This window comes from Mesorhizobium sp. M1307 (assembly GCF_040318155.1).
GTDB lineage: Bacteria > Pseudomonadota > Alphaproteobacteria > Rhizobiales > Rhizobiaceae > Mesorhizobium.
Window position 1 is genome coordinate 36052 of the sequence record NZ_JAMYLR010000025.1, and the last position, 23491, is coordinate 59542.

The 23491-nt window shown below is 57.7% G+C and carries 18 protein-coding genes and 4 pseudogenes; 14 read left to right on the forward strand and 8 right to left on the reverse strand.

From position 1 onward, the window contains the following. Positions 1-5 precede the first annotated feature (5 nt). From trbL to NKH16_RS23210, 5 genes are read left to right on the forward strand one after another with little or no spacing between them, the layout of a single operon-like run. Positions 6-1328 carry a P-type conjugative transfer protein TrbL gene (gene trbL, locus NKH16_RS23190; protein WP_352901958.1) on the forward strand — a complete coding sequence of 441 codons (1323 nt, stop codon included), beginning with the start codon at positions 6-8 and terminating at the stop codon, positions 1326-1328. After that, on the forward strand, positions 1329-2060 hold the full coding sequence (gene trbF, locus NKH16_RS23195; protein ID WP_352467838.1) for a conjugal transfer protein TrbF: 732 nt from the start codon (positions 1329-1331) through the stop codon (positions 2058-2060). Then, positions 2050-3078, forward strand: a complete 1029-nt coding sequence (gene trbG / locus NKH16_RS23200) for a P-type conjugative transfer protein TrbG (RefSeq protein WP_352901961.1) — start codon at positions 2050-2052, stop codon at positions 3076-3078. The genes trbF and trbG overlap by 11 nt, the downstream gene beginning before the upstream one ends. Before the next feature lie 10 nt (positions 3079-3088). Next, the gene (locus NKH16_RS23205) at positions 3089-4306 is read left to right on the forward strand and encodes a TraB/TrbI/VirB10 family type IV secretion system protein (RefSeq protein WP_352901964.1); all 1218 of its coding nucleotides are present in this window, start codon (positions 3089-3091) and stop codon (positions 4304-4306) included. A gap of 11 nt (positions 4307-4317) precedes the next feature. Beyond that, positions 4318-4590: a DUF2274 domain-containing protein gene (locus NKH16_RS23210; protein WP_352901967.1), complete on the forward strand. Its 273-nt coding sequence runs from the start codon at positions 4318-4320 to the stop codon at positions 4588-4590. A gap of 369 nt (positions 4591-4959) precedes the next feature. Here NKH16_RS23210 and NKH16_RS23215 read toward each other — a convergent pair. Further along, positions 4960-5562 (reverse strand): annotated as a pseudogene (locus NKH16_RS23215) (alpha/beta hydrolase); the annotation flags it as partial. Positions 5563-6239: 677 nt separating this feature from the next. Between NKH16_RS23215 and NKH16_RS23220 the strand changes: the two are divergent. The 5 genes from NKH16_RS23220 to NKH16_RS23240 all read left to right on the forward strand — a co-directional run bounded on the left by NKH16_RS23220 (position 6240) and on the right by NKH16_RS23240 (position 12296). Next, a complete protein-coding gene (locus tag NKH16_RS23220) occupies positions 6240-8051 on the forward strand; it encodes a 5'-methylthioadenosine/S-adenosylhomocysteine nucleosidase family protein (protein ID WP_352901970.1) in 1812 nt (603 codons plus the stop codon). Beyond that, positions 8052-9254, forward strand: coding sequence for an FAD-binding protein (locus NKH16_RS23225; RefSeq protein ID WP_352901973.1), 1203 nt, complete (start codon positions 8052-8054; stop codon positions 9252-9254). Between the two features lie 94 nt (positions 9255-9348). Beyond that, entirely contained in the window at positions 9349-10527 is a 1179-nt protein-coding gene (locus tag NKH16_RS23230; protein WP_352901976.1) for an HD domain-containing protein, read from the forward strand. After that, complete coding sequence (locus tag NKH16_RS23235) at positions 10524-11786, forward strand: DNA methyltransferase (protein ID WP_352901979.1); 1263 nt, start codon at positions 10524-10526, stop codon at positions 11784-11786. The genes NKH16_RS23230 and NKH16_RS23235 overlap by 4 nt, the downstream gene beginning before the upstream one ends. 3 nt (positions 11787-11789) lie before the next feature. Continuing rightward, positions 11790-12296, forward strand: a complete 507-nt coding sequence (locus tag NKH16_RS23240; protein ID WP_352901982.1) for a hypothetical protein — start codon at positions 11790-11792, stop codon at positions 12294-12296. A 570-nt stretch (positions 12297-12866) separates the two neighbouring features. Here NKH16_RS23240 and NKH16_RS23245 read toward each other — a convergent pair. The 4 genes from NKH16_RS23245 to NKH16_RS23260 all read right to left on the reverse strand — a co-directional run bounded on the left by NKH16_RS23245 (position 12867) and on the right by NKH16_RS23260 (position 16984). Continuing rightward, positions 12867-14069 carry a PAN domain-containing protein gene (locus NKH16_RS23245; protein WP_352901985.1) on the reverse strand — a complete coding sequence of 401 codons (1203 nt, stop codon included), beginning with the start codon at positions 14067-14069 and terminating at the stop codon, positions 12867-12869. Next, entirely contained in the window at positions 14053-15639 is a 1587-nt protein-coding gene (locus NKH16_RS23250) for a coiled-coil domain-containing protein (RefSeq protein ID WP_352901987.1), read from the reverse strand. Before NKH16_RS23250 ends, NKH16_RS23245 begins: the two co-directional genes overlap by 17 nt. 250 nt (positions 15640-15889) lie before the next feature. After that, entirely contained in the window at positions 15890-16588 is a 699-nt protein-coding gene (locus NKH16_RS23255; protein ID WP_352901990.1) for a thermonuclease family protein, read from the reverse strand. A gap of 123 nt (positions 16589-16711) precedes the next feature. After that, on the reverse strand, positions 16712-16984 hold the full coding sequence (locus tag NKH16_RS23260; protein WP_023680062.1) for a hypothetical protein: 273 nt from the start codon (positions 16982-16984) through the stop codon (positions 16712-16714). Between the two features lie 368 nt (positions 16985-17352). On the opposite strand from NKH16_RS23260, the gene NKH16_RS23265 reads away from it, so the two are divergent. From NKH16_RS23265 to NKH16_RS35060, 3 genes and pseudogenes are all read left to right on the forward strand, one after another. Beyond that, positions 17353-18116, forward strand: a protein-coding gene (locus NKH16_RS23265; RefSeq protein WP_352901993.1) for an IS5 family transposase whose coding sequence is annotated in 2 segments (ribosomal slippage) — positions 17353-17692 and positions 17692-18116 — 765 coding nt in all. Because the reading frame shifts where the segments join, the coding sequence is not laid out codon by codon here. Positions 18117-18183: 67 nt separating this feature from the next. Continuing rightward, positions 18184-19537, forward strand: a pseudogene (locus NKH16_RS23270) (IS701 family transposase). 643 nt (positions 19538-20180) lie between these two features. Continuing rightward, positions 20181-20457: pseudogene (locus NKH16_RS35060) on the forward strand (integrase core domain-containing protein); the annotation flags it as partial. Positions 20458-20581: 124 nt separating this feature from the next. Here the strand turns inward: NKH16_RS35060 and gmd are convergent. The 3 genes and pseudogenes from gmd to NKH16_RS23290 form a co-directional block, all read right to left on the reverse strand. Continuing rightward, positions 20582-21652 (reverse strand): GDP-mannose 4,6-dehydratase, encoded by a 1071-nt coding sequence (gene gmd, locus NKH16_RS23280; RefSeq protein ID WP_352746249.1) that lies wholly within the window; start codon positions 21650-21652, stop codon positions 20582-20584. A gap of 131 nt (positions 21653-21783) precedes the next feature. Beyond that, positions 21784-22100, reverse strand: a pseudogene (locus tag NKH16_RS23285) (nodulation factor ABC transporter ATP-binding protein NodI); the annotation flags it as partial. 440 nt (positions 22101-22540) lie between these two features. Next, positions 22541-22945: a hypothetical protein gene (locus NKH16_RS23290; protein ID WP_352479097.1), complete on the reverse strand. Its 405-nt coding sequence runs from the start codon at positions 22943-22945 to the stop codon at positions 22541-22543. 247 nt (positions 22946-23192) lie between these two features. Here NKH16_RS23290 and NKH16_RS23295 point away from each other — a divergent pair, with 247 nt between their 5' ends. Next, positions 23193-23348 carry a hypothetical protein gene (locus tag NKH16_RS23295; RefSeq protein ID WP_352483792.1) on the forward strand — a complete coding sequence of 52 codons (156 nt, stop codon included), beginning with the start codon at positions 23193-23195 and terminating at the stop codon, positions 23346-23348. The last annotated feature ends 143 nt before the right edge of the window (positions 23349-23491 follow it).

The window sequence follows — 23491 nt, forward strand, 5'->3', positions numbered from 1 at the left end:
GCGACATGAATGACCTCGGCGTCATCGATCGCTTTATGCAGACCTTCATCCGCTATATCGACAGCGGGTTCGGTCTGCTTTCGGGCGACGTCGCCTTTCTCACCACCATCCTGATCGGCATCGATATCACGCTGGCGGGCCTGGTCTGGGCGTTCGGCGGCGAACCCAATATTCTCGGTCGGCTCGTTCGAAAGGTGCTCTATGTCGGCGCCTTCGCGTTCATCCTGAACAATTTCCGAAGCCTTGCCGACATTATCTACCGCTCCTTTGCCGGGCTCGGCATCAACGCTTCGTCCGGCAATTTGTCCGCCGACAGTCTCCTGCGGCCAGGCCGCATTGCCGCGGCCGGCTTCGAGGGCGCCTGGCCGCTGCTCAATCAAGCGAGCCAGCTAGTCGGCTTCCCCGAGATCTTTGGCAACGCCCTGACCATCTTCGTGCTGCTTCTCGCCTGGTTCCTGGTTCTCATCGCCTTCTTCATCCTTTCCATCCAGCTTTTCATCACCATCCTGGAGTTCAAACTCACCACATTGGCCGGCTTTGTTCTGGTGCCCTTCGCGCTCTGGAACCGCTCGGCGTTTCTGGCCGAGCGCGTGCTCGGCAATGTGATCTCGTCGGGCATTAAGGTGATGGTGCTTGCCGTCATCGTCGGCATCGGCTCCACGCTCTTCGGCGAGTTCGCTTCCGCCCTGCAAGGCAAGGAGCCGGACTTGGCCGCGGCCATGTCACAGGTACTAGGCGCGTTGGCGCTGCTTGGGCTCGGCATTTTCGGACCGGGAATTGCCTCGGGTCTTGTTTCCGGCGCGCCGCAGCTTGGCGCGGGAGCTGCACTCGGAACCACCGCGGCGGCCGCCGGATCAACGCTCGTTGCCGGAGGTGCGGCGCTTGCCGGCGCGCGCATGGCAACCGGCGGCGGTCTCGCCGCCGTTCGAGCCGGCACGGCCATGGGATCGGCTGCTTCCACAGCTTGGCAGATGAGGCGTGCAACATCGCACGAGTCCGGCCTCTCCGGCGTAGCTGCTGGACTGCAGGGCGTTGCCGGCGCAGCTGGCGGCGCCGCGATGCGGGGAATGCGATCTGCTACAGAACCATTCCGGCGCAGCGCCGATGCCGGCCGCGATGCCGCCTGGACCGCGACGGGCGGCACGCCGACCGCATCAATGACCGGAAACCCTGCCGCGTCAGGTGCCAATGCCGCGCCGGCGTGGGCGAGGCGCTTGCGTTCCCAACAGACCGCGCGCGCCCATCGCCACGCCGCCACGCAGGCCGTCCGCGATGGCGATCGGGGTGGAAGCGGGGCCAACCCCTCTCTCAACGACAAGGAAGACTAGATGCTCTTCAAGCGACCTGTTCAGCGTTACGGGAAGACGCCCCACCCCGTCACACCATACCAGAAGGCCGCCCAACTTTGGGACGAGCGCATCGGCACTGCGCGCGTGCAGGCAAGGAACTGGCGCCTGATGGCCTTTGGCTGCCTCGCTCTGGCCATCGGGCTCTCTGGTGGACTCTTGTGGCAGTCGATGCAGGGCCGCGTCGTGCCTTATGTTGTCGAGGTCGACCGCTTCGGTGAAACACGGGCTGTCGCGCCGGCAATCCAAACCTACGAGCCCGACGATGCCCAGATTGCCTGGCATCTCGGCCATTTCATCCAGAATGTCCGCTCCGTCTCCACCGATGCGGTGCTGGTGCGGCAGAATTGGCTCTCGGCCTACGACTTCGCCACCGACCGTGCAGCCCTCTTTCTCAATGAGTACGCTAAGGCCAATGACCCGTTCGGCAAGATCGGCACGCGCAGCGTCTCGGTGCAGGTGACGAGCGTGGTACGAGCGTCCGACAACTCCTTTCAAGTCAAATGGACCGAGCAGGTCTTTGAGCGCGGCAGCCTCGCCAGCACAACGCGTTGGACCGGGATCCTCACCATTGTGATCCGGCCGCCGAACAATACCGATCAGCTGCGCAAAAACCCGCTCGGCGTCTTCATCAATGCCATCGACTGGTCGCGCGAGCTGGACAGCGCCGCGCCGACAACCGTTTCCCCGAAGGAGCCCGCCAATGACAAATAGAGCCCCATCGCTCCGCACCGTCCTGATCCTGTCGGCGTCGACCGCGGTACTTTCGGCCTGTGCCTCGAAGCCGGTGCCGCCACCGCAGATTTCCTATGACCATGCTGACTTCAAGCCGGCCGCGATTGAGAAGGCGCCGGAGAAGCCCGTCAAGGTCGTGGAAGTGCCGAAACCGCTGCCGCTGCCCGGCCAGTTGCAGCCCGAGCCGGGCAAGGCTGCTGAAGACAAGCGCTCGCCTGAAGAACGTGTCGCCGATGCCAACAAGGCGGCGACGCAGCAACCCACCAAATATGGCTATGTGAATGCGGTGCAGGTTTACCCTTTTGCCGAAGGCGCGCTCTACCAGCTCTATGCCGCACCGGAGCGCGTCAGCGATATCGCTCTGCAGTCAGGCGAGAAACTCCAATCCGTGTCGGCCGGCGATACAGTGCGCTGGGTAATTGGCGACACCGTCAGTGGCTCCGGCGATGACCAGCGCACCCATGTGCTGGTGAAGCCCTTCGCGCCAGGACTTGCCACCAATCTGGTGATCACTACGGACCGGCGAAGCTATCACCTGCAGCTTCAAAGCACGGATAAGACCGCCATGGCGGCCATCTCCTGGACTTACAGCGAGGACCAGATCATCGCGCTACGCCGGCGCAATGCGCAGGCCGACGCCGCTATGCCAGTGGCGTCGAATGTGGCTCTCGAAAATATTCGTTTCCGCTATTCGATTACCGGCGACATGCCGCCCTGGAGGCCGACGCGCGCGTTCGATGATGGCAGCAAGGTCTACATCGAGTTCCCGCGCCGCATCGATCAGGGCGAGGCCCCGCCGCTCTTCATCGTCGGAGCTGACGGGGACAACCAGCTCGTCAACTACCGCATACGGGGCAACTATTACATCGTCGATCGCCTCTTCGCCGCGGCCGAACTGCGCCTCGGCGCCAAGCAGCAGCAGGTGGTGCGCATCACGAGGACCGACGGCAGGCAAGCGCCGAGGCGGATATTGCTCTTTTCGCGTCCCAGCAGGTGAGGGACGGCCCATGACGGATACTTCCCGCTCCGATGCTCCACCGAAACTCGATCCAGAACAGCTGCAGCTGCGGGCCTCGCCTCGCCGCGCTGTGCGCTTCAAGCGCGGCATTATTGTCGCCATTGCAGCTGTTGGTTCCGGCACCGTTCTAGGCGTCGCCATGATGGCGCTGCAGGGACCGGCGCTGCGCATCAAAGAGCAGGCTGACGAGCTTTACAACACTGAGCGGAAGCCAACCGCGGAGGCAATTGAAAGGCTGCCTAAGGACTATTCCGGGATCAAGCCCAAGCCTCCGGTGCTTGGACCACCGCTGCCCGGCGACCTCGGCCGCCCCATCCTTGAGCACCAACGCCAGCTGGGCATCGCGCCGAGCCAGGAGGTTTCGGCGGAGGAGCAGCGCCTTGCACAGCAGGCGGTCGAGGCGCGCGAATCGCAAGTCTTCTTCCGGATCGAAAATCGACCCCGGCAAGCGGATGCCGCCGGCAACGGACAGGGCGGGCGTCCACCCTTTGAGGCAACGGCTCCACAATCCGATGCCGCACGCGATTCAGCTTCGGTAGCACCGGCCGAGGGCGACCCAAACAATCAACAGCGCAAGCTCGATTTTGTCAGCCAGCGGAACACAAGTGGGATCTACAATCTGCATGCACTGCAGACGCCGGCTTCGCCGTATCAGCTGATGGCCGGCAGCGTCATCGCAGCGAGCCTAATCACTGGCATCAATTCCGACTTGCCCGGCCTCGTCGTCGCACAGGTCACCGAGAATGTGCACGACACAGTCACCGGCAGCACCTTGCTCATTCCGCAAGGCTCTCGCCTGATTGGCACCTATGACAGCGTTGTTGCCTTTGGACAAAGGCGCGCGCTGCTGGTCTGGCAACGGATACTGCTGCCCGACGGCTCTTCGATCGAAATCGACAATCTGCCGGCGACGGACACCGCCGGCTATGCCGGGCTTGAGGACAAGGTGGATTTCCACACCTGGCAGCTGATGAAAGGCGTTGCGCTGGCCACGTTGCTGGGGGTCGGCACGGAGCTGAGCCTCGGGCAAGACGAAAGCGACCTGGTCAAAGCAATCCGCGAATCCGCTCAGCAGAACGTTAGTCAAGCTGGCCAGCGCATCACCGAGAAGAACCTCAATATTCAGCCCACGATCACCGTCCGTCCTGGTTGGCCACTGCGCGTCATCGTGCACAAGGATCTTGTGCTACGGCCGTACCCGAATTGACTGGAGTCATCATGACCAATCTGAAACTCGGCAAACTTCCGGATCGGACACCTTCGAAGATCACCATAAGCGTAAGTGCAGACCTGAACCAAGCACTGAAGGACTATGCGGCCCTTTATCGTCAGACCTATGGCGAGTCCGAATCGGTAGCGGAACTGATCCCGTTCATGCTGGCGGAGTTCATGGAGAGCGATCGAGCGTTTGCCAAGGCCAGAAAGGAAGGGCTCCCTGTCGTCGACAAGTCAGAGAAATCGCGGCGGCAGGCAATTTCAGGGTCCGAATAAGTGACAGCGACCAGTGAGTCCGAGGGGGCACCTTTCTAGGCGGGCGAATGCATTGAAGCAACTTGCCGGCGGCAAGCCGAAAAATAGGGCACAATAGACGAGCTGATCTGCCCCGAACCAATGCCGGCTCTGCGCCCGAAGTCGGTCGTTTCGGCGATATCCGAATTAGCCTGAAACCGTACATTCCTCGACCGCCTTGGTCGTAGCGAAGAAGTGCCGGCGCAGTCTTCTGCCGGTGCCCCCTCAAGGCGGTCTGCGGACGTTGGAGAGAAACACTCTCGAACAAAACCGCCGGACGATCCATCCGGCGGCCGTATTTTCGTTTTTCACCTTTAAACTCGAAATGTCCGCACACGGCGCGTGGCCGAACTATCGCTTTTCGACGGATCCCTTGCGGGCAGCTTCGTCGACAACGTCAGCGACGACCTTTGGCTGAGTCATAAAGACCGCATGGCTTGCCGCGACCTCCGTGATAGTCGCCCCGATGCGCTTCGCCATCGGTTGCAACATACGCTGATCGAAGGCCTTGTCGTCGGTTGCAATCACTGCCCAGCTCGGCTTGCTCCGCCAGGCGGCATGCTCGAAATTGGTTGCGAAGGCGGACATGTTTATCGGCACCTGAGAGCCCCGCATGAAAGCGGCATCCGCGTCCGTCGTGTCGCTGGCGAAGCCAATCTTGCACCTGTCGGGAGAAACGAAGCCGAAGCCGTCCGCGTTAGTTTCGATGACAAATTCAGGCGGGGTCTGGTAACCCTCGTACTGCTTCGCAGTCGTCTCTCCGGCATCTGGCGACAACGCCGATGCGTAGACCAGGCCTTTCACGTTTGAATGGGTACCTGCTTCCGTTATCACGGTGCCGCCCCAGGAATGTCCCACAAGGACCGCAGGTCCATCCTGACGGTCAAGAATGCGTTTGGTTGCGGCAACGTCGTCGGCAAGCGAGGTAAGCGGGTTCTGGACGATGGACACACGCGGGCGGTCTGTTCTTCATAGACGCCGCGCGCCGCCTTCCGACGAACTCTGCATCTATTACCCGGGACGACGCAATCCATCCGCGGCGCACAGAGCATTCGTTGAGCTAGCACGGGAACTCGGCTCAAAAGGCCGAAACACGGCTGTATAAGCGCCATTCCGCTTTGCGCCGCGATCCGGCCGTTGAGCGGACCTCGCCGAATCGCAAAAGCGGCCATTCGCCCCTTGGTCGAACCGCAAATTTCGCGTCGTAGCGGATAAACGAATTATCGACGTGAGGCCGCGAAACCGGCCCTGTAGATTGATAAAGCTGAGGCGGCGCTGCGGAAGGAAGTTAGGTGGCATCCCCCCGAATATGAGGGCGACCATTTCATCAATCAATACTCAACGCCCGATTGCCTCTCCAAAGGTGGTTGGGTCAGGCCTTCGTCAGGTGTTTGCCGCACCCGGCGGAGGCCGCTTCTCGTCCATGCCGCATTGTGAAGGACCGCAACCGATCGGCATCTTGGGTGGATAACAAGGCGCCAGGCGCCGGTATGGTTCGCCGTGCGTCGCAAGCCGCCTAGTATGGAGCGGCACACCGATGTCTTGCATCTAACGAATGCGCTATTGGTATCCTATTGCGATTCGGGAAACAGAGCGATTAGCTCATGCCTATACATGGAAAATCGATATACTTGCACCTCTTTGACCGGGAATTGGCAGAGTCTGTCCGAAATGAGGTGTCGGAAACAAATGCGCAGGTCGCGCTTAAGCTGCTGACCTTGTTCACGGGTTCCGCTCTTAACTGCAGCGCATCAATTATGTTTGAAAGTCCCGCTGTCAATAAATCGGACTCCCTGAAGCGCTTTACTCAGCTCCTTGTAAGTACGAGCCATATTTCAGTTTTGAGTAGCCATCCGACGATGGCTGAATTCTTCGAATCTAGGTCAACCCTATACTCACATGACCGCGCTCGATATCCTATGTATTTTGGAAGGCAGATTTTGATTCCAGATTCTGTCTCCATTATTCCCAAGTCCACAAGCGCAACACTCACGTTGGCTCGGCAGCTTGGTGCTTGGGGAGCAGACCAAGGATCGGGGGAAGATCGAGAACGTGACGCCAAGAGGGTGGTGCTTGCAAGCTTGCAACAGCGTGAAGATCGCGCGGTTACCGCCGCCTTGTTCTCAGCTGCAGCTAGTACGTCAAGTCATCCAGAAACTGCAATTGGCTTGATCCGTAGACAAATATCCGTCGAATACACTCGGCATTTTATGAGTTCTTTGAACTCCGATATTTGCACAGGTATACCAGAGATCGGGTTCTTTGATATATGTTCATCGCGGTATCCTGCTTTCGATATTCCTATACTTATCGAAATCGCTAAGGCAATCGGACTTAGTCAAATTATCAGTGCGGATTGGGGTAGTCTTCGCGACTTCTGGGAAGAGTACTTGAACTCAACTAAGCCTCATGAAGGAATCATCCATTTTCAATCCAAGATTGAGTTGCTAGGCTCGACTTTGAGTAACATGTTCCAAGGAGGCGAGTCCATCAGCCGGTCCTCGTTTCGTTTGTGGGTGATCCAGGCCTTGCGCAGAGTAGGTTCCCAATTCTCCTATAGAGAAATTAGTATAAGAGTAGACCAATTTTCGATCGCGGCTTCACGAATAGATAATATAATAGGAAATCTATCAAACAATGGTGATTTTTTACGCGCTAAGGAAGTTGTTAAATCAAGTTTGGAGCGGGCTTTGAAATACGACTATCTAATCGTTGTTGCGACCGAAATTGAGAGAATAAGCGTATTTGAAAAGACGCAAGAGATGGGCAACGTCATCACTCCTCATACCGGCGGCGGCCGCGCATATTTTGACCTTGGGTTTATACATGGGTGCAGGGTGGCTCTCGTTAAAGTAGCAATGGGTGCGGCTACAGTTGGCGGCTCCATTTCTACTACAATGCGCATCCTACCGCATCTCAATCCGCGTTTCGTGATCATGGTCGGAATCGCTTTTGGCGTTGATGAAGCCAAACAATCTATAGGAACAGTTCTGATCAGCCGAAAAGTGCTTGGGTATGAACAGCAGCGCGTTGGTACGGCCGAAGATGGCGTTACGAGACTCAACGTTCAAAGAGGCTCGATAACTGACGCAAGTCCCGAACTCGTCAGTCTTCTTGAAGCGGCAACGGGCGTATGGAACGAGGCGCCCGTTGAAATCGGTCTGATGTTGAGTGGTGAGAAGCTCGTCGACAATGTCGATTTCCGAGAAGATCTGAAATCGATTGCGGATGGAGAAGCTATTGGCGGTGAGATGGAAGGAGTAGGATTTGTGGTGGCTACAGCTGAAAAGCCCACACATTGGGTGATTGTGAAGGCGATCTGTGATTGGGCGGATGGTAAGAAATCCGAGCAAAAAAAGGAGCGTCAGTCTTTCGCTGCTAAGAATGCGGTCTCCCTCGTCTTTCGGGCGCTGCAGATCGTCCCGGACCATGAGGGGAAATGAGTGTCCACGGTGCATTGCGATTTCCTGGTTGTCGGCGGAGGTCTTGGGGGCCTAACCGCCGCCTATGTCCTCGCTACCGCAGGGCATACCGTAGTGCTGATTGACCGCAGTCTGCCCGAGGCAAACAGGTCGCTAGGCGGATTTACCCGGTTTTCTGGTGCAAAGTTCTCGCTTCTCCCTGCGGGACAAGGGCTCGCGCCGGTCGCAGGCGGTGTGGAAAAGCTACATGATGCAATTCATGAGGTCTTAGATTTCTGTGAGCTGGGTGATCACCCAGCTGTTGGTTCGCGGGATCTCCTAGACGATCAGCCGATCGGTACAGAGGCGAACATTCGGGCCTACCAGTCCATTGTCCTGACACCGCAGCAAGTCGAACGCCTGGTGGAACGCATTTCGATCAAAGTTGGCGATTTGGTTCGCGTAATTGATGCTGAGATAGATGATTTACGGCGGGGCTCGTCGCATTGGGTGGCCTTCGTGGGTGGCGAGGAACTTGTGAAGGGTAGGGTCGCTGTCTTTTGCGGCGGCAGGATGGGCGGGACGTTGTTGAGGCGTGCGGGTGCGACACCGCAGGAAGGAAAAGGAATTGATTTAGGCGTTCGCTTAGAGTTCGTAGAACGAGAAAGTGTACGCCCACTGCGGGATCGGGGCCCAGACGCGAAGATCCTCATTGGGCCAACCAGAACGTTCTGTCTCAACTATCCAGGGACGATCTTCAGATATGCCTTTCGCGATATCACCATACCTGGCGGGATCGTGGCGGATCCGTCAGAGCGCAATGCCAATTTCGGCGTCCTCACAAGGGTTCAAGGGAAGGATGAGCGACTGGATCGCGTCCTACAATGCCTTCGTTCAATGCCGCCTACGGATTACGAAACAGCGCACCTTCTAACAGGGGCTCCCTTCCAAGAAAAAATGGCTATTCTAGAATCAGCATACGGTCATGAGGTCGTTGGCCATCTTAACAAATTTGCTGAAACACTGGGGGAGCTGGGTCTTGTTGATTGGACTTCGGAGCATCGAGTTCACTTTCCGCTCCTGGACTGGCACTGGGACACTTTCGCAGTCGGGCATTCCCATCGGACCAGCCAGCCAAACCTCTTCGTTGCGGGTGACGCGGCGGGACATGCACGCGGTCTTCTGCAGGCAGGCGTTTCAGGGTGGCTTGCAGCGCGTGAGGCTCTAGCAGATGCAAGCGTTTAGGTGTTTCGATCCGCTATATGGACGCATGGTCCTCACGTCGCGTGAGGCTGAGCTCATGCGCGCTCCAGAAGTGCAGAGGCTTCGGAGCATAAGGATGTGCAACATCAACTCCCTTCTTATGTCTGGAGCTTCAGAAATCTCCCGCTTCGAGCACAGTCTTGGTGTTATGCGACTCGCCAGAGAATGGTCGCTGTACAGCAATGCCGATGAGGAGGCCTCTACTGTTATCTCGGCCGCAGCGATACTTCATGATGTAAAGACAGGGCCGTTCGGGCACTCACTTGAATACATACTAAACGATACGCCCGAGCTAGCGGATTTAGATCACCAGCGTATGAACCAAGGCCTAGAGGAGGCTTTCTTCCAGAGGACCCGGGCTAACGTCTCTTACATGGGCGCTCAGTTCGCTGCCCCCTCGATAATGGGTGAGCATTGGCCTCAGGTCACGCAGACAATTGCAGGAGGCGGACGGCTAGGACCACTGATAAGTGGGACGATGGATCTCGACAACATCGATAACGTTGTGAGGCTGGCGTATCACGTTGGGTTGGCCGGTCATGACGATGCTAATGTGGCACTCGCACTTGCAAGAGATGTTCGTGTGAAGGCGGGCAAACTGTCTATATCCAGTAATACCATTCCCCTCGTTGAGCGATGGCAATTTCTGCGTCATCAACTGTATCGATATCTTTTGCACGATTGGGCTGAATTCTCGGCAAAAGGGATGCTAACGAAAGCCATAGAGCTAGCGACCGCAGCGCAAATAGTTGGCACTGACAGCTGGATACTTACCGATGATGGTCTAATTAATCGCTTAATCTCAATGTCTGTCGGCGCAAACCAAGACATTGGCGCAATAATCAAGAGGATAATGCTGGCTGATCTGTACCATCCAATTTCTTTACTAAAAAGTCGCAATATTGAGGGATACGCAGAACTTTCAAAGCCGATTGTTAAGCGGTCTCTTGAGGCCAGGATGTCGAAGGTCTTGGGATCTCCCTGTATATTCCACGTCATACTAGATCGATCAAAGACTGACAGAAGGGTTGAGTTATACGTTCGCGACCTTGCGGAAGATGTCGCAATAGGGGAGGATTCAAGCGAAATTCTGATGGGTCTATTCTCGTCGCGGGCACCTTCCGATCGAATAGCAGCGCGTGCACTGGTGGAGTTGCGTCTCGTACTGCCGGAATATCTGAAAGATGTCCAATTATTGTCGGATCCATTAGAAGACCCATTTCAGGCGGTCTCTGATCAGCTAAAGTTGATATGATGGAAGCCGACGTTCACAGACAGCTGTCGTTGGTAGACTGGGACTTTATCGAACGCGGTCCGTTAGACATCTCAGCGATCCATTGGTATCCGGGTAGCTTCGCGCCTGGACTTCCCGGTGTATTGGTCGACCTTCTATCTATACCTAACGATACGGTATTTGATCCGTTTTGCGGTATTGGGTCGACTGCAGTGGCTGCCATGCTTCGCGGCCGCAATTCCGTTTCCTGTGATATCAGCCCCGTAGGTGTGATGTCGGGGTTGGCCACAGTCGGGCTGCTAGCGCTACTGTTGCACAACCGGTACCTGTTTGAAGATGTGTTCGATAGCCTACGCGAGGTTGTGGGTGAAGTTCAGAGCAAAAATGCGTTTATCAGAAATCCAGCTGGGCGAGGATCATTGGTGGACGAACATGTCGACCATCTTGGCGGGGAATCGGTAAATAACGTGCTGCCGTTCCTGTTTCGGCAGGCAGCGACTGAGAACCTTCGTAGCTGGTACCATCCAAAGACATTGTTGGAGTTGCAGAGGCTCATTGATCTTCTTGAGAGTTCAAAAATTCCGCGGTTCGGAAAGGTCGTGGGGTTCACAATGTTGTCGGCCATAGCTCGAAGCACGTCTTCAGAGACGCGCAGCTGGGGCCACGTCGCAGACAACGTTCGGCCGCGCGAGTTTGTGTATAAGGACGTAGTACGTGCGGCTACTGCGTGGCTGCAGCGGACCAGACGACAACTATCTGCCGTTCGCGGGTCGATTCCCGGAAGCCCACAAAGTCAGCGATTCGAGTTTTCAGTTATTGACTGGACTGCGCAACGAAAGCTGGAACCGCATTTACATGAAGCTGCGCTCCTGTTGACTTCTCCACCCTATGGAGGGGCGATTGACTATGGCTTAGCGCAACGCCTTACGATGTATTTTATGGGAATGTCAGATGATGAACTCGCCGCGATGGTCAGTGCCGAGATAGGCGCGCGAAGAAAGAGATTTCGGCCGGGCCATATCAACCTTTGGGCGGAGCAGCTTGTAGAGGTAGCGGGACTACAGCTTGAGTCCATGGCACCTGCCAGCTACACAGCATACGTCTTGCCGCACAAAGACCACGGCCGGGACGTGGGTGAGCTGATGCTAAAGAAGGCACTTGGCGAACACGGGTGGGAGCTGTGCTTCTCTGCTGATCGATCAGTGCGCCAGTCTCGAACGCGACAATCTTGGACCTCGATAAAGAAGGAGACGATCTTGGTCTTCAGACAAGGGAAGTGAATTATGCTCTACGTGGTCACCGGAGTCCGCGGAGCCGGGAAAACGACGCTGATAGATGCAATCCGGAAGAGCGACCGGGGTCTGGTCCTGCAGCCTTCAACAACTCGACCACCGCGCTTCGTGGGAGAAGCGGAGTATGAGTTCGTCACGTCCTGGTCTCTGGAGCGCTACGCTTGGTCAATAACGGTTGGTGAGCACGACTACGGTATGCGGCTCAGCGAGATCGATAGATCAGAAACGGCGCCCGCATTCACCGTCTTCGAGCCGATCGCCATCCAGACCTTCTATGATTTCCGGGAACGCTCTGGTATCAGCGCGCGCACGATTGGCTTGGATACGATATCCGATCTTGCGGAGCAGCATTCAAGGGTCAGTGCGGACGCATCTCGTATGATGACGCCTGAGCAGTTTTCCACGGCAGTTACGAGGGTCCGAGCAGCAGATATCGTAATTGATGGTGATCGGCAGGCGGTCATGGAAGCAATCATGACAATCCTGACCGATCGGTAGCGTCCGGCTATCTCCAGATCGTTCGCAGATCTGTCCGCGGTTCATTTTAAAGATGTGACCCGATAACCTGTGGCATCCGTCGCGCAAGTCAGAAGCCACATTGAGGCGGTGCGCTCAACGCTTGCTCGCCTATGTACGGCTAGCGCCGAAGGACTTACACCAGAGGACCATATCCGCATATCCTCAATTGCCTGCCATATGCGATCGCACGATCGCACTTTCTCCCGCCGCCGCACTGAGCCAGCGTTCCTTTCTTGAGACGCTGTTCCCGGGGCGCGCGTCTTAGCGCTGCTTTCGCTCGTCGAAGCTCCGAAGTTGAAGATCCGAGACTGCAAGCTGCCAGTCCGCTGTCGGCCCAATTTTTGACATTCAGTCAGACGGTCCCGCAATGCGCCGACGACAATTCTTTCTCTGAGATACCTCAGTTGGCTCCACTTTGCATTCTGCTAGAGCTTCGTCGAAGAACATTCCTGCCGCTAACCCAAAGGTTGTCGTGGAATTTTGCTAGCCACTTTCTTTGGCGCAGCTTGGCTTCAATCGCTCCTTGAGGATAGGTGCTTTGCTTCAACTTTAGTTGGCGACGCTCTTGATGCCAGATGCGACCGCTGCGTTATCAGCGGATTGGGTTATGCTGTTGAAAAGGACACACGCACTTTCTTTTTTGCGGAAATTGAACCCTAAGCAGGATTTGTCGTTTGCACATTGCAGTATGCAGTCGGGATATCGGAGCGAAGAGGTCCAATAAGCATTGCCAGAAATTTCCGTTTTTGTGGCGAACACCAAATTCGAGTAGCGCAAATTGCTCTCGACCACTTTCTTTGCGGCCATGATCGACTCTTCGCTTTTGACCAGTAGCGATGCGTCCCCTTTCATGAAACAAGCTCGAAATTTTGTGTTATAAGTAATCGCTAGACACCTGAAGTCGGTATCGCAGGCGGTTTGACACTGCTCAGAACTCACGTTCCTAATTGGCATATCCGGCAGGTCGTTTCCGATCGCGTCCCACCCGGACACGACAACAAATCCACTATCTGGATCGACCTCTGTCGCAGGAGTTTCTGCGGGGACAGTTGCGGCCTGCTCTCGTGACGGGTCAGGAATGATGTCTGAAGACGCAAATGTGCGACCATCCAGCCACGCGCATCTTGTTGCAAGATCGACGGCGGATGAATCATTAAGGCCGACCAACTGAAGCGTCTGAGCAGCAGCGCCAGGCCCGGCTGGTGGCGCTGTCGGGGCAGAACGAGCTGCCAATGATACATTTACGTCTACGCCGTTCACACTCCGCCGAGAGTAACACCACGCTCGGTCCCAGTTTTCGTCGTTCTCATCCTTGAAGTGGTGACCTGTGATTAACTCCCAAGTGGTGCCTTGGAACTCGACGTTCTTGGTGGCGAACTTGTTGAAGTCGACGGTCACCACGTCAGGCTTGGTACGGGCGTCAGCCTGGGGCGCCTGCTCCTGAGTTGGCTTTGGAGTTGGAACAGGAATAGGCGGCTCGTCTTTTGAAGAGGTGAGATCGCTTGGCTGCTCTATGGTCGGCAAAGCCGCCGGCTCCGGCAAGGTTTTGTCCCATAGACCAAGATTGATGCCTAGCCCAATCCCGACCGCCGCCACTGCAATGGCTCCGCCAGTCGCCATTCGGCGAAAGGCGGTCGCTCGGGCTGTCTTCTCTTGGGCCGCGGCTTGAGCCTGCAAGGTTGGAATCGCTGACCTTTTGACGGCGAGATCGACGGCTTGCTCAAGCAGGGTGGTGTTATGCCGGACGAGCACTTTTGCGACCCTTCATTGATACCGTCACGAGGTCTGAAACCTCAGGCGGCAAATCCTGGTCGAGGGCCTTGCGAAGGACTTCGGGATCATCGGTGAAGAGCGGAACATAGAGGATCTCTTTGACCACCTTTTCCACAGGCACCTCAACCCGCTTCTCAACCTCTTTCTCGACCATAACTTCAACTGGTACCTTAATCGTTCGAATTCGGCGCCAACGCCAACTCAGAAGCATTCTGCGGAGCAGCCTGGAAGTCTTGCTCTCTGAATTGTCCTCTTCTCGGGCGGCAATGCGCTGGAGCGCTAGAGCGACCATTGCCGTAATTGGTCCCGCGAGCGCGGCGATGAGCGCGAGCGAGCCGAACCAAATCACAGAGATTATTCCGGCCTGTGCCTCAGTCACCAGTTCAGGTTTGCTGCCGTACCACCGTGAGGCAATACGGCGGACCTGATCTGTCCGCGCCATTGGGATCCGCTCCTTGGCAAACGCGCTGAGGGCTTTGGCAATCTGGTCCTGTCTGACCTGGTTTTGCGCTGAGGTGTTTGCCTTGTTGGCTTCTGCCGCCTGGGCATCTGCGAGCCGTTTGCCCGCTTCATCCAATCGACGCTGCCAAGCCGCGGCATCACTATCGCGCGTTTGCTCCAGAGACAAACGCCTATCGACAAGCTTCTGCCTCTGGTCAGTAGTCATAGGAGGGCTATTTGCCCGCAAACGATCGAAATTTTCACGCAGCGCAGCAATCTCTTGATCGAGCGGCTCAATCCGAGTGTCGAACTTGGTGATAATTTTCGTGCGGGGGTTGGCAAGTTTAGCCACTTCCCATTCTAGCCTGCGTGCCGAGTCGCTGTCGCCTGAATCGCGCGCCATCTTGATACGTTCAACAAAGCTGTCGCGTTGGCGCTCAAACTGATCGACAGCGTCTTTAACTTCGCGATCACGCTGTTGAATCAGCGCCGATCGAACAGCATTTTTCTCATCCACTTGATCGCGAACACGCGAGGCCTCTGGAGTAAGGGCTGTCGTTCCCTCCAATTCCGCATTGGCCTCGGCAATTTGCGACTGAGAGGTCGCACGCGATTTTTCTGCAAGAGAGGTCAGCTGCTCAATTTCGGAACGGGCTTGATCGACCTGATCGGCTCTTCGACCAAGTTCGTCAGCAGAGGCGAGCTTTGTCGCTTCCTGCTCAAGGGCATCAATCTTGTTTACGAGCTCCTCATAACGCAGCTGACGCAATGCGCCTGCCCTCTCCATCCCCATAAAGACAGTTTCGAAAGTGATGCCTGCAAGAACCAGGAGGAAGACCAAGATTATTGGCTTCCAGAGCCAAGACGCGCTGAAAAGCAGTGTAGCTATCGGTATCTTGGTGAGCTCCGCGATTGCCACCATGAGAAAGGGTGCACTGGCGAGCGTCAAATCCATTGCAGTGACAGACTCGCTTGCAGAAAACGCTTGTACGCCTAATGCTACACCTGTCGTAAGACCAATCGCTGCGGCCGCAATCTCTAGGGCCCAGGCACCACGGTAGGTCCACTGGCCATAGCTTGCCAGCTTTTGACTCATCACAGTCTGCATTTTACTCGCCCCCCCGACAGGGCAACATCACGCCTTGATCGCCTGCCAGCATACACTTAACGGTTTTGAAAGTCTTAGTTAAGGCGTCTCTTCTCTCTATTGTCGCAATAACTTTTTCTGCCCTTCAGATATAGAATACCTCGTCAAAAAATGGGGTTAGCAGACCGCGTCGCCCATGCATGGTCTTCGTTGGATCGGTGTAAGCGGAAAGCCGAACAGGCCGTAGCGCGCTTAATCCGTTACATTTCAGCTAGCAGAGTGTTTCGCATGGGATCCCATCCTTGTCGCGATCGAGTTTTCCGCCCCATGAGCAGTTTTGCAGGTACCAGTTGGCTTCGTCGCAGGAACCGATCTGCTTGCACGTTCTCCGCGGCTCGCAAGAATAGCCGCTCTGCGCGACCAGCTTACGGCTGATGGTGCCCAGCGGGCGACTCGACGGCGCCGCGCCGTCGGCGTGCGCAGCGCGCCATTCCCAGGGTGCCTGAAACGTCCCGGCCCACAGGCCGATCTTTGAGGCTTGGGCTTGCGCCTGCTGCCCCGCATAGGCGCCCTGGCTGTAGTGAGGCCAATCCAGCGCCTGGCCGTGCTTGACCATCCAGGCGGCCACGCCCGCGCCGTCGGCGCGCCGACAATCGCCGACAAAGCGGTGGTAGCGGTCCCACGTCACGAATGTGCATTCGAGCGGCCTCGACGCGGCCAGGAAAGTGTCCAGCGCTTCGGCCGATCGCCGGCCGCAAGGATACTCGGCGCCATTCGCATCGAGGCACAGCTGCCGGCTCTCTGGCGCGTCGATGCCGTTGAAGCGGACGCGCTGGCCGTGGATTTCGATCGTATCGCCGTCAATGACGGAAGCGACACCGGTAAGCGAGGCGGGCGCCGCCCTTCGTGGGCTGGCCTTTGATGCATCGTCGCTAAGTTGCGCGCCCGACGGCGCCAGGAAGGCGGCCACCGCCGCCGCTGCCGTAAGACCGAGCATTGCCGGCACGCTCGCAAGTTGGCGCCGCCACAGCTTGGCACCGGTGGGTCTCTGCCACCGATTGGATCGATATTTGCGGTATGGCCTGCTCATCCGCTACGCCGACCAGCCCGGCCATGCGCTGTCGACCATGGGCAGGCCGGCGCAATAGTAATCGTCAAGGAACCGCCCGGTGGACCGGTCGCGGCAGCGCCAGATAACGCTGTAGTTCTGGCCATAGAATTGGTCCCACGCGACGCCATAGGTTTGTGGTGGCGGTGGCCGGTAATATGTTCCGCCTCCATAGCCGTTGTTGGCAGCGACACCCACAGCTGCGCCGCCGACAGCCGCGATCGCTATGCCTGTCGCGACAGCATTGTCGGTTTGCACAAGCCTGGTGCACTTCTCTGCTGTTGCGCCCCTGCGCACTAGAAGGGCCGCTACCCTGCTACGATACTGTTCGTCCGTGCTGCTGGCGAGAACGTGACATAGCGCAACGGTATTCATTGCCGTGAGATCGCTGTCCGACACGACAGCGCTCGTAGAGCAGCCGCTGACGCACAGGGCTGCACTTGCGATGAGTGCTCCAATTTTCATGTGAATCCCCCAAACAAATATTGGGGCGAGTTCGACCTAAAAGTCCAGAGTTTTGTTTTTCACTTTGCTACGATTCACAGCATGCTGCGGCTAGGGTCAGGACCTATTAATTTGTTGAGTTGATATCTGTTGAGTGATTCAAGGTGGCAGGAGGTGCCGCCTTGAGTGATTTGCTGATGTTGAGCCCGGAGCAGATGCGCCGGATCGAGCCCTATTTTCCTTTGTCGCATGGTGTGCCGCGTGTAGATGACCGCCGGGTGCTGAGCGGCATCCTGTTCGTGATCCGCAATGGTCTTCGCTGGCGAGATGTCCCATCCGACTACGGTCCGCACAAGACCATCTATAACCGCTTCATCCGCTGGAGTCGGCTGGGTGTGTTCAACCGCATTCTGGCGGAACTGGCCGCGCAGGGCGGTCAAACGGACAATCTGATGATTGATGCCACCCATCTCAAAGCGCATCGCACGGCGGCGAGCCTGCTCAAAAAGGGGCTCTATCCCGATGTATCGGACGCAGCCGCGGCGGACTGACCACCAAGCTGCAGGTGGTCTGTGACGGCAAGGGACGCCCGCGGCTGCTGCATCTGAGCGAAGGGCAGGCCAATGATCACAAGACTGCTGCGGCAGTGATCGAGGATTTGCCCGCCGCCAACGCCCTGCTGGCCGATCGGGCCTACAGTTCAGCGGCCTTCCGCCAGGCGCTCGTCGAGCGCGGTATCACGCCATGCATCCCGCCCCATGCCAAGCATCGTGTTCAGCACAGCTACGATCCTGTCCTATACCGACAACGCCACAGGATCGAGAACATGTTCGCACGCCTCAAAGACTGGCGACGCATCCACACCAGATACGACCGATGTGCTCACACCTTCCTGTCCGCGATCGCCTTCGCTGCAGCCTTCATCTTCTGGATCAATGAGTCTTAGCCCTAGCACTACTTTGGCAGATTTTTAGTTCCGGGAGCGTTTCGAGGATTCCCAAGAGCGGTTTTGCGTGATTCATGAGAGGTCGGCTGTTGGAGGGGCCGGCCATGAACAGGGATTGGCAACTCGATCTGGAGCGGTGGCTTGAGCCGTTCGTCTCGGCGTTGAGGCACAAGACGCGTGCGCGGATGTGTCCGGCCTATATTGCTGGGCTGATTGGCCTTGGGGATCGCAAGAGCGTCCAACCGATGGCTGCGCGCGACGCAGGCGTCAACTATGACCAGCTGCACCACTTCATCGCGAGCGGCGTGTGGGATGCTGCGCCGCTGGAGAAGGTGCTGCTCGCGGAGGCCGACAGACAAGTTGGCGGGAACGATGCGTGGCTGATCGTGGACGACACCGCGCTCCCCAAGAAGGGGCGCCACTCGGTCGGCGTCGCGCCGCAATATGCCTCGGCGCTTGGCAAGAACGCCAACTGCCAGACGCTGGTGTCGCTGACGCTGGCCTCTGGCGAAGTGCCGGTCATGGTGGGGCTGCGACTGTTTCTGCCCGAGAGCTGGACTTCCGATCCCGCCCGGCTCGACCGTGCCGGTGTGCCCGAGGACCATCGTGCCTACAGGACCAAGCCCGAAATCGCGCTGGCCGAGATCGACCGGGCTCGCGCAGCCGGCTTACGCTTTGGCTGCGTGCTCGCCGATGCCGGATATGGCTTGAGCGCCCCCTTCCGGCAGGCGCTCACCGAGCGCGGCCTTACCTGGGCCGTCGGTATCCCGTTCAAGCAGAAGGTCTATGCCGCCGACGTGGCGATGATCTTCCCCGTTGCCGGACACGGCCGCCCGCGCCGCCGGCATATCCCCGATGTGAAGTCGATGGCCGCGCAGGCGATGCTGGAAAAAGCCCAATGGCGGACGGTCAGTTGGCGGCGTGGCACCAAAGGCCGCCTCTCGGCCCGCTTCGCCGCTGTCCGTGTCCGGGTTGCAGATGGCCCACCCCAGCGCATCCGCGACATGGGCGCTCAGCATCTGCCTGGCGAGGAGGTCTGGGTGATCGGCGAGCACCGCTCGACCGGCGAGCGCAAATACTACCTCTCCAACTTGCCCGCCGACACCCCGCTCAAGCAGATCGCAGGCGCCATCAAGGCGCGCTGGGTCTGCGAACAGGCGCATCAGCAGCTCAAGGAGGAACTTGGCCTCGACCACTTCGAGGGGCGCTCATGGACGGGCCTGCACCGGCACGCGCTGATGACGATGATCGCCTACGCCTTCCTGCAATCTCGCCGCCTCAAACAAGCGGGAGGGGGAAAAAAGAATCCTCGGCCCGCCGCTCCAACCGAGCCTACCCGCCGTCAGGCAAGCCATCCTCACCGCGCTCGCGCAGCCGCCCCCAATCCGTTGTCCCCACTGCCGCAGAACCATCTCCGCTAAAAATCTGCCAAAGTAGTGCTAGCTGGCATCCACTGCAACCAACCCTTCCGCCGGTCGTTGACTGATGCTGGGTTGATCTCAGCCACTCCAGAACTTGCCCGCTGGCTCAAAACCGGCGGGCTTTTTTTCCGCGACGCCGGAAGGCTCTATCTCGCCGCATGTTGTGGTACATCGGCACGCCGTCATCGGGCCGTGCCGTTGACCAAGGTGGTCCCTCCGCCATGGTCGGCCGGCGCAGCCTTGACCCTCCGCGCGGGCCATCCCAATCAAGCCCGCTGGCTTCGGTCGGCGGCTTTTTATTTGATGCCTCGGCGCCGTCGGCTTGGATCTAGATCCTCGCCAGTGCGGATTTGAAGGTAAGCTGCGGCGGTATGATCGCACTTCGCGCGGGACGGACCATTGGTGTGCAGCAAGAGCGCCGAGTTCATTCGGCCAAGATTCTGCACTAGGCCGAGGTAGGTGAAGGCAGATAGCTATCCGGTAATCGCTGAGATATTGGAGATAATGTTCCCCCATGGAGGTGTGTACCAGTATTATAAGTTTCCAAACTTCATGTACGAACGCCGTGGACGAGCTGCTGTGTGCGCTTGCTGTAAATCGCTTCCGCGAGTTCACAGTCGGAGGTTGGCTAGGACCCTAACGCGAGAGCTTCAACGGCCCCCTTCGCGATGAACTCCTCAACGAGACGCGGTTCACGTCCCTGGCCCAGGCCCGCGCGAGGCTCAATGTATGGCGCGCCGATTACAACGGCGCGCGTCCGCACTCGCACATCGGATGGCAGACACCCAACGAATGTGCATCGACCTTTAACCCGCGACGGTCGCTCGCGCTGCGCAACGTGAAACGCTCCGCGCCAGCACCCGTCGCGTCCACCGGCCATCAGGGCAAATCCCCCCGGAAACGAACTCACGACTGGATAAGATTTGGGGGAAACGTCAGGGCGGCCATAACTTTGCAGTCTTCAGACGCGAGGCGGCCTACAACAGCGCTGCCCACCATGCTTGTGGCCCGCGACCCACACGGCTTTTCCCTTCAGATCGTACATTATGCTTCCTTCATGATTACCGATGTCTGCATGACCTTGAGGTCTTCCCGCACCATTTCCGCGGCGAGCTCGCGCACGGATGTCTCATGCACCCAGCCGAGCTTCTCCTTCGCCTTGGTGGCATCGCCCAGGAGAAGATCGACTTCCGTGGGGCGGAAGTAGCGTGGGTCTACCTGGACTAGGCATCTGCCGGTCTCGACATCATAGCCCTTTTCGTCGATTCCCTCACCACGCCATTCGAGCTCGACGCCGACATCTTCGAAAACCCATTCGACGAATTGACGGACAGGGGTCGTCTTGCCCGTCGCCAGCACGTAATCATCCGGTTGATCCTGCTGCATCATCATCCACATACCACGCACGTACTCACGCGCATGGCCCCAATCGCGTTGAGCATCGAGATTGCCGAGATAAAGCTTGTCCTGCTTGCCGAGGTAGATAGCAGCGGCGGCGCGGGTGATCTTGCGCGTCACAAAAGTTTCGCCGCGCAGTGGGCTTTCATGATTGAAGAGAATGCCGTTGGAAGCATGGATACCATAGGCCTCGCGATAGTTGACCACGATCCAGTAGGCGTAGAGCTTGGCGGCGGCGTAAGGGCTGCGCGGATAAAAGGGCGTTGTTTCGTTCTGCGGTACGGATTGCACGAGGCCGTAGAGCTCTGAAGTCGAGGCCTGATAGAAGCGGGTCTTGTCCTTCAGACCGAGGAGGCGGATCGCCTCAAGAAGTCGCAATGTTCCGATACCGTCGGCGTTTGCTGTGTATTCCGGCGTTTCGAACGACACCTGGACATGGCTCTGAGCGGCCAAGTTGTAAATCTCGTCTGGCTGGGATTCCTGAACTACTCGGATGAGATTAGTCGCATCAGTGAGGTCACCGTAATGCAAAATTAGGCGCGGATCGGGATCGTGCGGGTCTTGGTAGATGTCTTCGATGCGACCCGTGTTGAAGGAAGAGGAACGTCGCTTAATCCCATGAACGACGTAGCCTTTTTCCAGCAGAAGACGCGTGAGATAGGCACCATCCTGTCCCGTTATGCCCGTAACCAGAGCAACTTTCCTGTTCTCGCCCATTTTCTTCCTGCTCTATGGTAGTTGAAGTTTCGAATCTGGCTCGCCACACCGGCGGCCCGCCTCATACCCTATGGTAGGATTTCGACAGATGCGGCGCGGAACTCGTCATTGACAGTGTCAGCCAGCGAGCACACCTGCTCCTGCTTCGAGGCATAGCAAAACAGAGTCTCGCCGCTAACCTGCCTAAGTCGCACATGCGGCCTGAGTGCCGAACTCAGCTCACGGGGTGAGCGACATAGATTTGAATCACGTCGCACCCGATTTGCTCATCAATCAGCGAGTTAGGACGCCCTTCTGGGATTCTACATCCGTTCTCAAGCACGCACAGTCGGTTGCATAGCCGCTCCGCTTCTTCCACGAAGTGGGTGGCCAGTAGAATCGTATTGCCCTGCGCCAACAGGGCACGTAGCAGTTCCCAGATAAAATGGCGAGCATGTGGGTCCAACCCACACTAGAACTCCACCATCCCTCTTTTGCGCTGACCAAGTAATCTTTGCCTGCTTCAGCGTCTTCTAATGGAAATTGTTTTGATCAGTGAAATCGATTGTTTGGATGAGGTGCATCCATAAAATGGATTGTTTGACAGGGCAGCGCGGCACCATCGGCGGCACAAAGTCGTGGGCGCGAGGTTTCGCTCCGCGCGAAGACAAAGTTCGTGGCAGTCGGGGGCTTCGGGCGAACCGCACATCTGAGACGGCGGCGAACAGCCGGGTAGGGCATTACGTATTGACCTCCAAGGAATTTCGGGCGCGCTAGCCCCGAAAACGGTGGCTGGGCTTCAACGATGGGCGGGACGAGGCGACCATCAAACTGTGTTTCATACTGTAGGCGATGGCAGTGCGGCGAATTTGAACGGCCGCCTTTGCCAGCCCTCGCCATCGCATCCGGCTACAGGTGCCGAAGATCTTCTCGATCCGAGTACAAATTCTGTGGATCGGTTGGTTCCAGGCGTCGAGCTTTCGGCCTCGTCGCGCCCCCACATAGCGGTTGCGACGATGCGCGGCCTTCCACCCTTGGCGCGCACCGCGTCGCCGAGATGATTGCCTCGGTAGGCGCTGTCGGCAAACACTTCGCCGGGATTGTCGGGCAGAGCATCAGGAACGGCGTTGCCGTCCTCGGTGTGGGCGCCGTGACGGCGATCTCCTCGACAAGGGCCGTATCGGCGTAGGCACCGAAATGGGCTTTGAAGCAATGAAACGCTGGTCGGCGCTTGTACTTGACCCAATGGCCCTCTTCATCATCTTCGCTGGCCGAGGCGATGATCGCCGCATCGACAGGCGTGCCGATCTTCACCTGGATCGCTGAACTGGCGGGTGATCTCGGCAAACAACAGGGTCATGAACCTCAAGGGCCTGTCGAAAACGGACGAGAGCGGGTTCGCACAGGTGTCGGCTCTGACACCGAGAACCCGCAGAACCGTCGGAACGATCCTCCACATGGCTGCAGACGCCAAAATTCCTCTCCCGGCCATCGTCGCACAGCATCGCGTGCCAGTCGCTCAGTCCAGGCGGCTCGAAAGCTATCCGGCAGGAGTTGCGCCATGTTGGCGCACTTGAAAGCGTCAGAGGGCGCCGTGTCGCATCTCTCGATGGGACCGGACGCCATGATGGCCATAAATGACGTGGATGGCCTGCGCCTGACATTCGACGGCTGGCGGGTCCTGCACATCCGTCCTTCAGGAAACGCCCGCAAATGACATGTTACTTTGAGGCAGTTAAGAATTGGACTTGAAAAAGGGACTTTGTGGACTGCCTCGACCGGCTGTTTCGCTTAGCAAAGCGCGGCCCCACGTCAGCAGAGGCTCATTGGTCAAGGAACGCCTTAGTATCCATCACATGG

Coding starts and splice junctions, on each gene's coding strand:
- trbL (WP_352901958.1), top strand. CDS start 6: ATGAATGACCTCGGCGTCATCGATCGCTTTATGCAGACCTTCATCCGC.
- trbF (WP_352467838.1), top strand. CDS start 1,329: ATGCTCTTCAAGCGACCTGTTCAGCGTTACGGGAAGACGCCCCACCCC.
- trbG (WP_352901961.1), top strand. CDS start 2,050: ATGACAAATAGAGCCCCATCGCTCCGCACCGTCCTGATCCTGTCGGCG.
- NKH16_RS23205 (WP_352901964.1), top strand. CDS start 3,089: ATGACGGATACTTCCCGCTCCGATGCTCCACCGAAACTCGATCCAGAA.
- NKH16_RS23210 (WP_352901967.1), top strand. CDS start 4,318: ATGACCAATCTGAAACTCGGCAAACTTCCGGATCGGACACCTTCGAAG.
- NKH16_RS23230 (WP_352901976.1), top strand. CDS start 9,349: ATGTGCAACATCAACTCCCTTCTTATGTCTGGAGCTTCAGAAATCTCC.
- NKH16_RS23235 (WP_352901979.1), top strand. CDS start 10,524: ATGATGGAAGCCGACGTTCACAGACAGCTGTCGTTGGTAGACTGGGAC.
- NKH16_RS23240 (WP_352901982.1), top strand. CDS start 11,790: ATGCTCTACGTGGTCACCGGAGTCCGCGGAGCCGGGAAAACGACGCTG.
- NKH16_RS23250 (WP_352901987.1), bottom strand. CDS start 15,639: ATGCAGACTGTGATGAGTCAAAAGCTGGCAAGCTATGGCCAGTGGACC.
- gmd (WP_352746249.1), bottom strand. CDS start 21,652: ATGGGCGAGAACAGGAAAGTTGCTCTGGTTACGGGCATAACGGGACAG.
- NKH16_RS23295 (WP_352483792.1), top strand. CDS start 23,193: ATGTTGGCGCACTTGAAAGCGTCAGAGGGCGCCGTGTCGCATCTCTCG.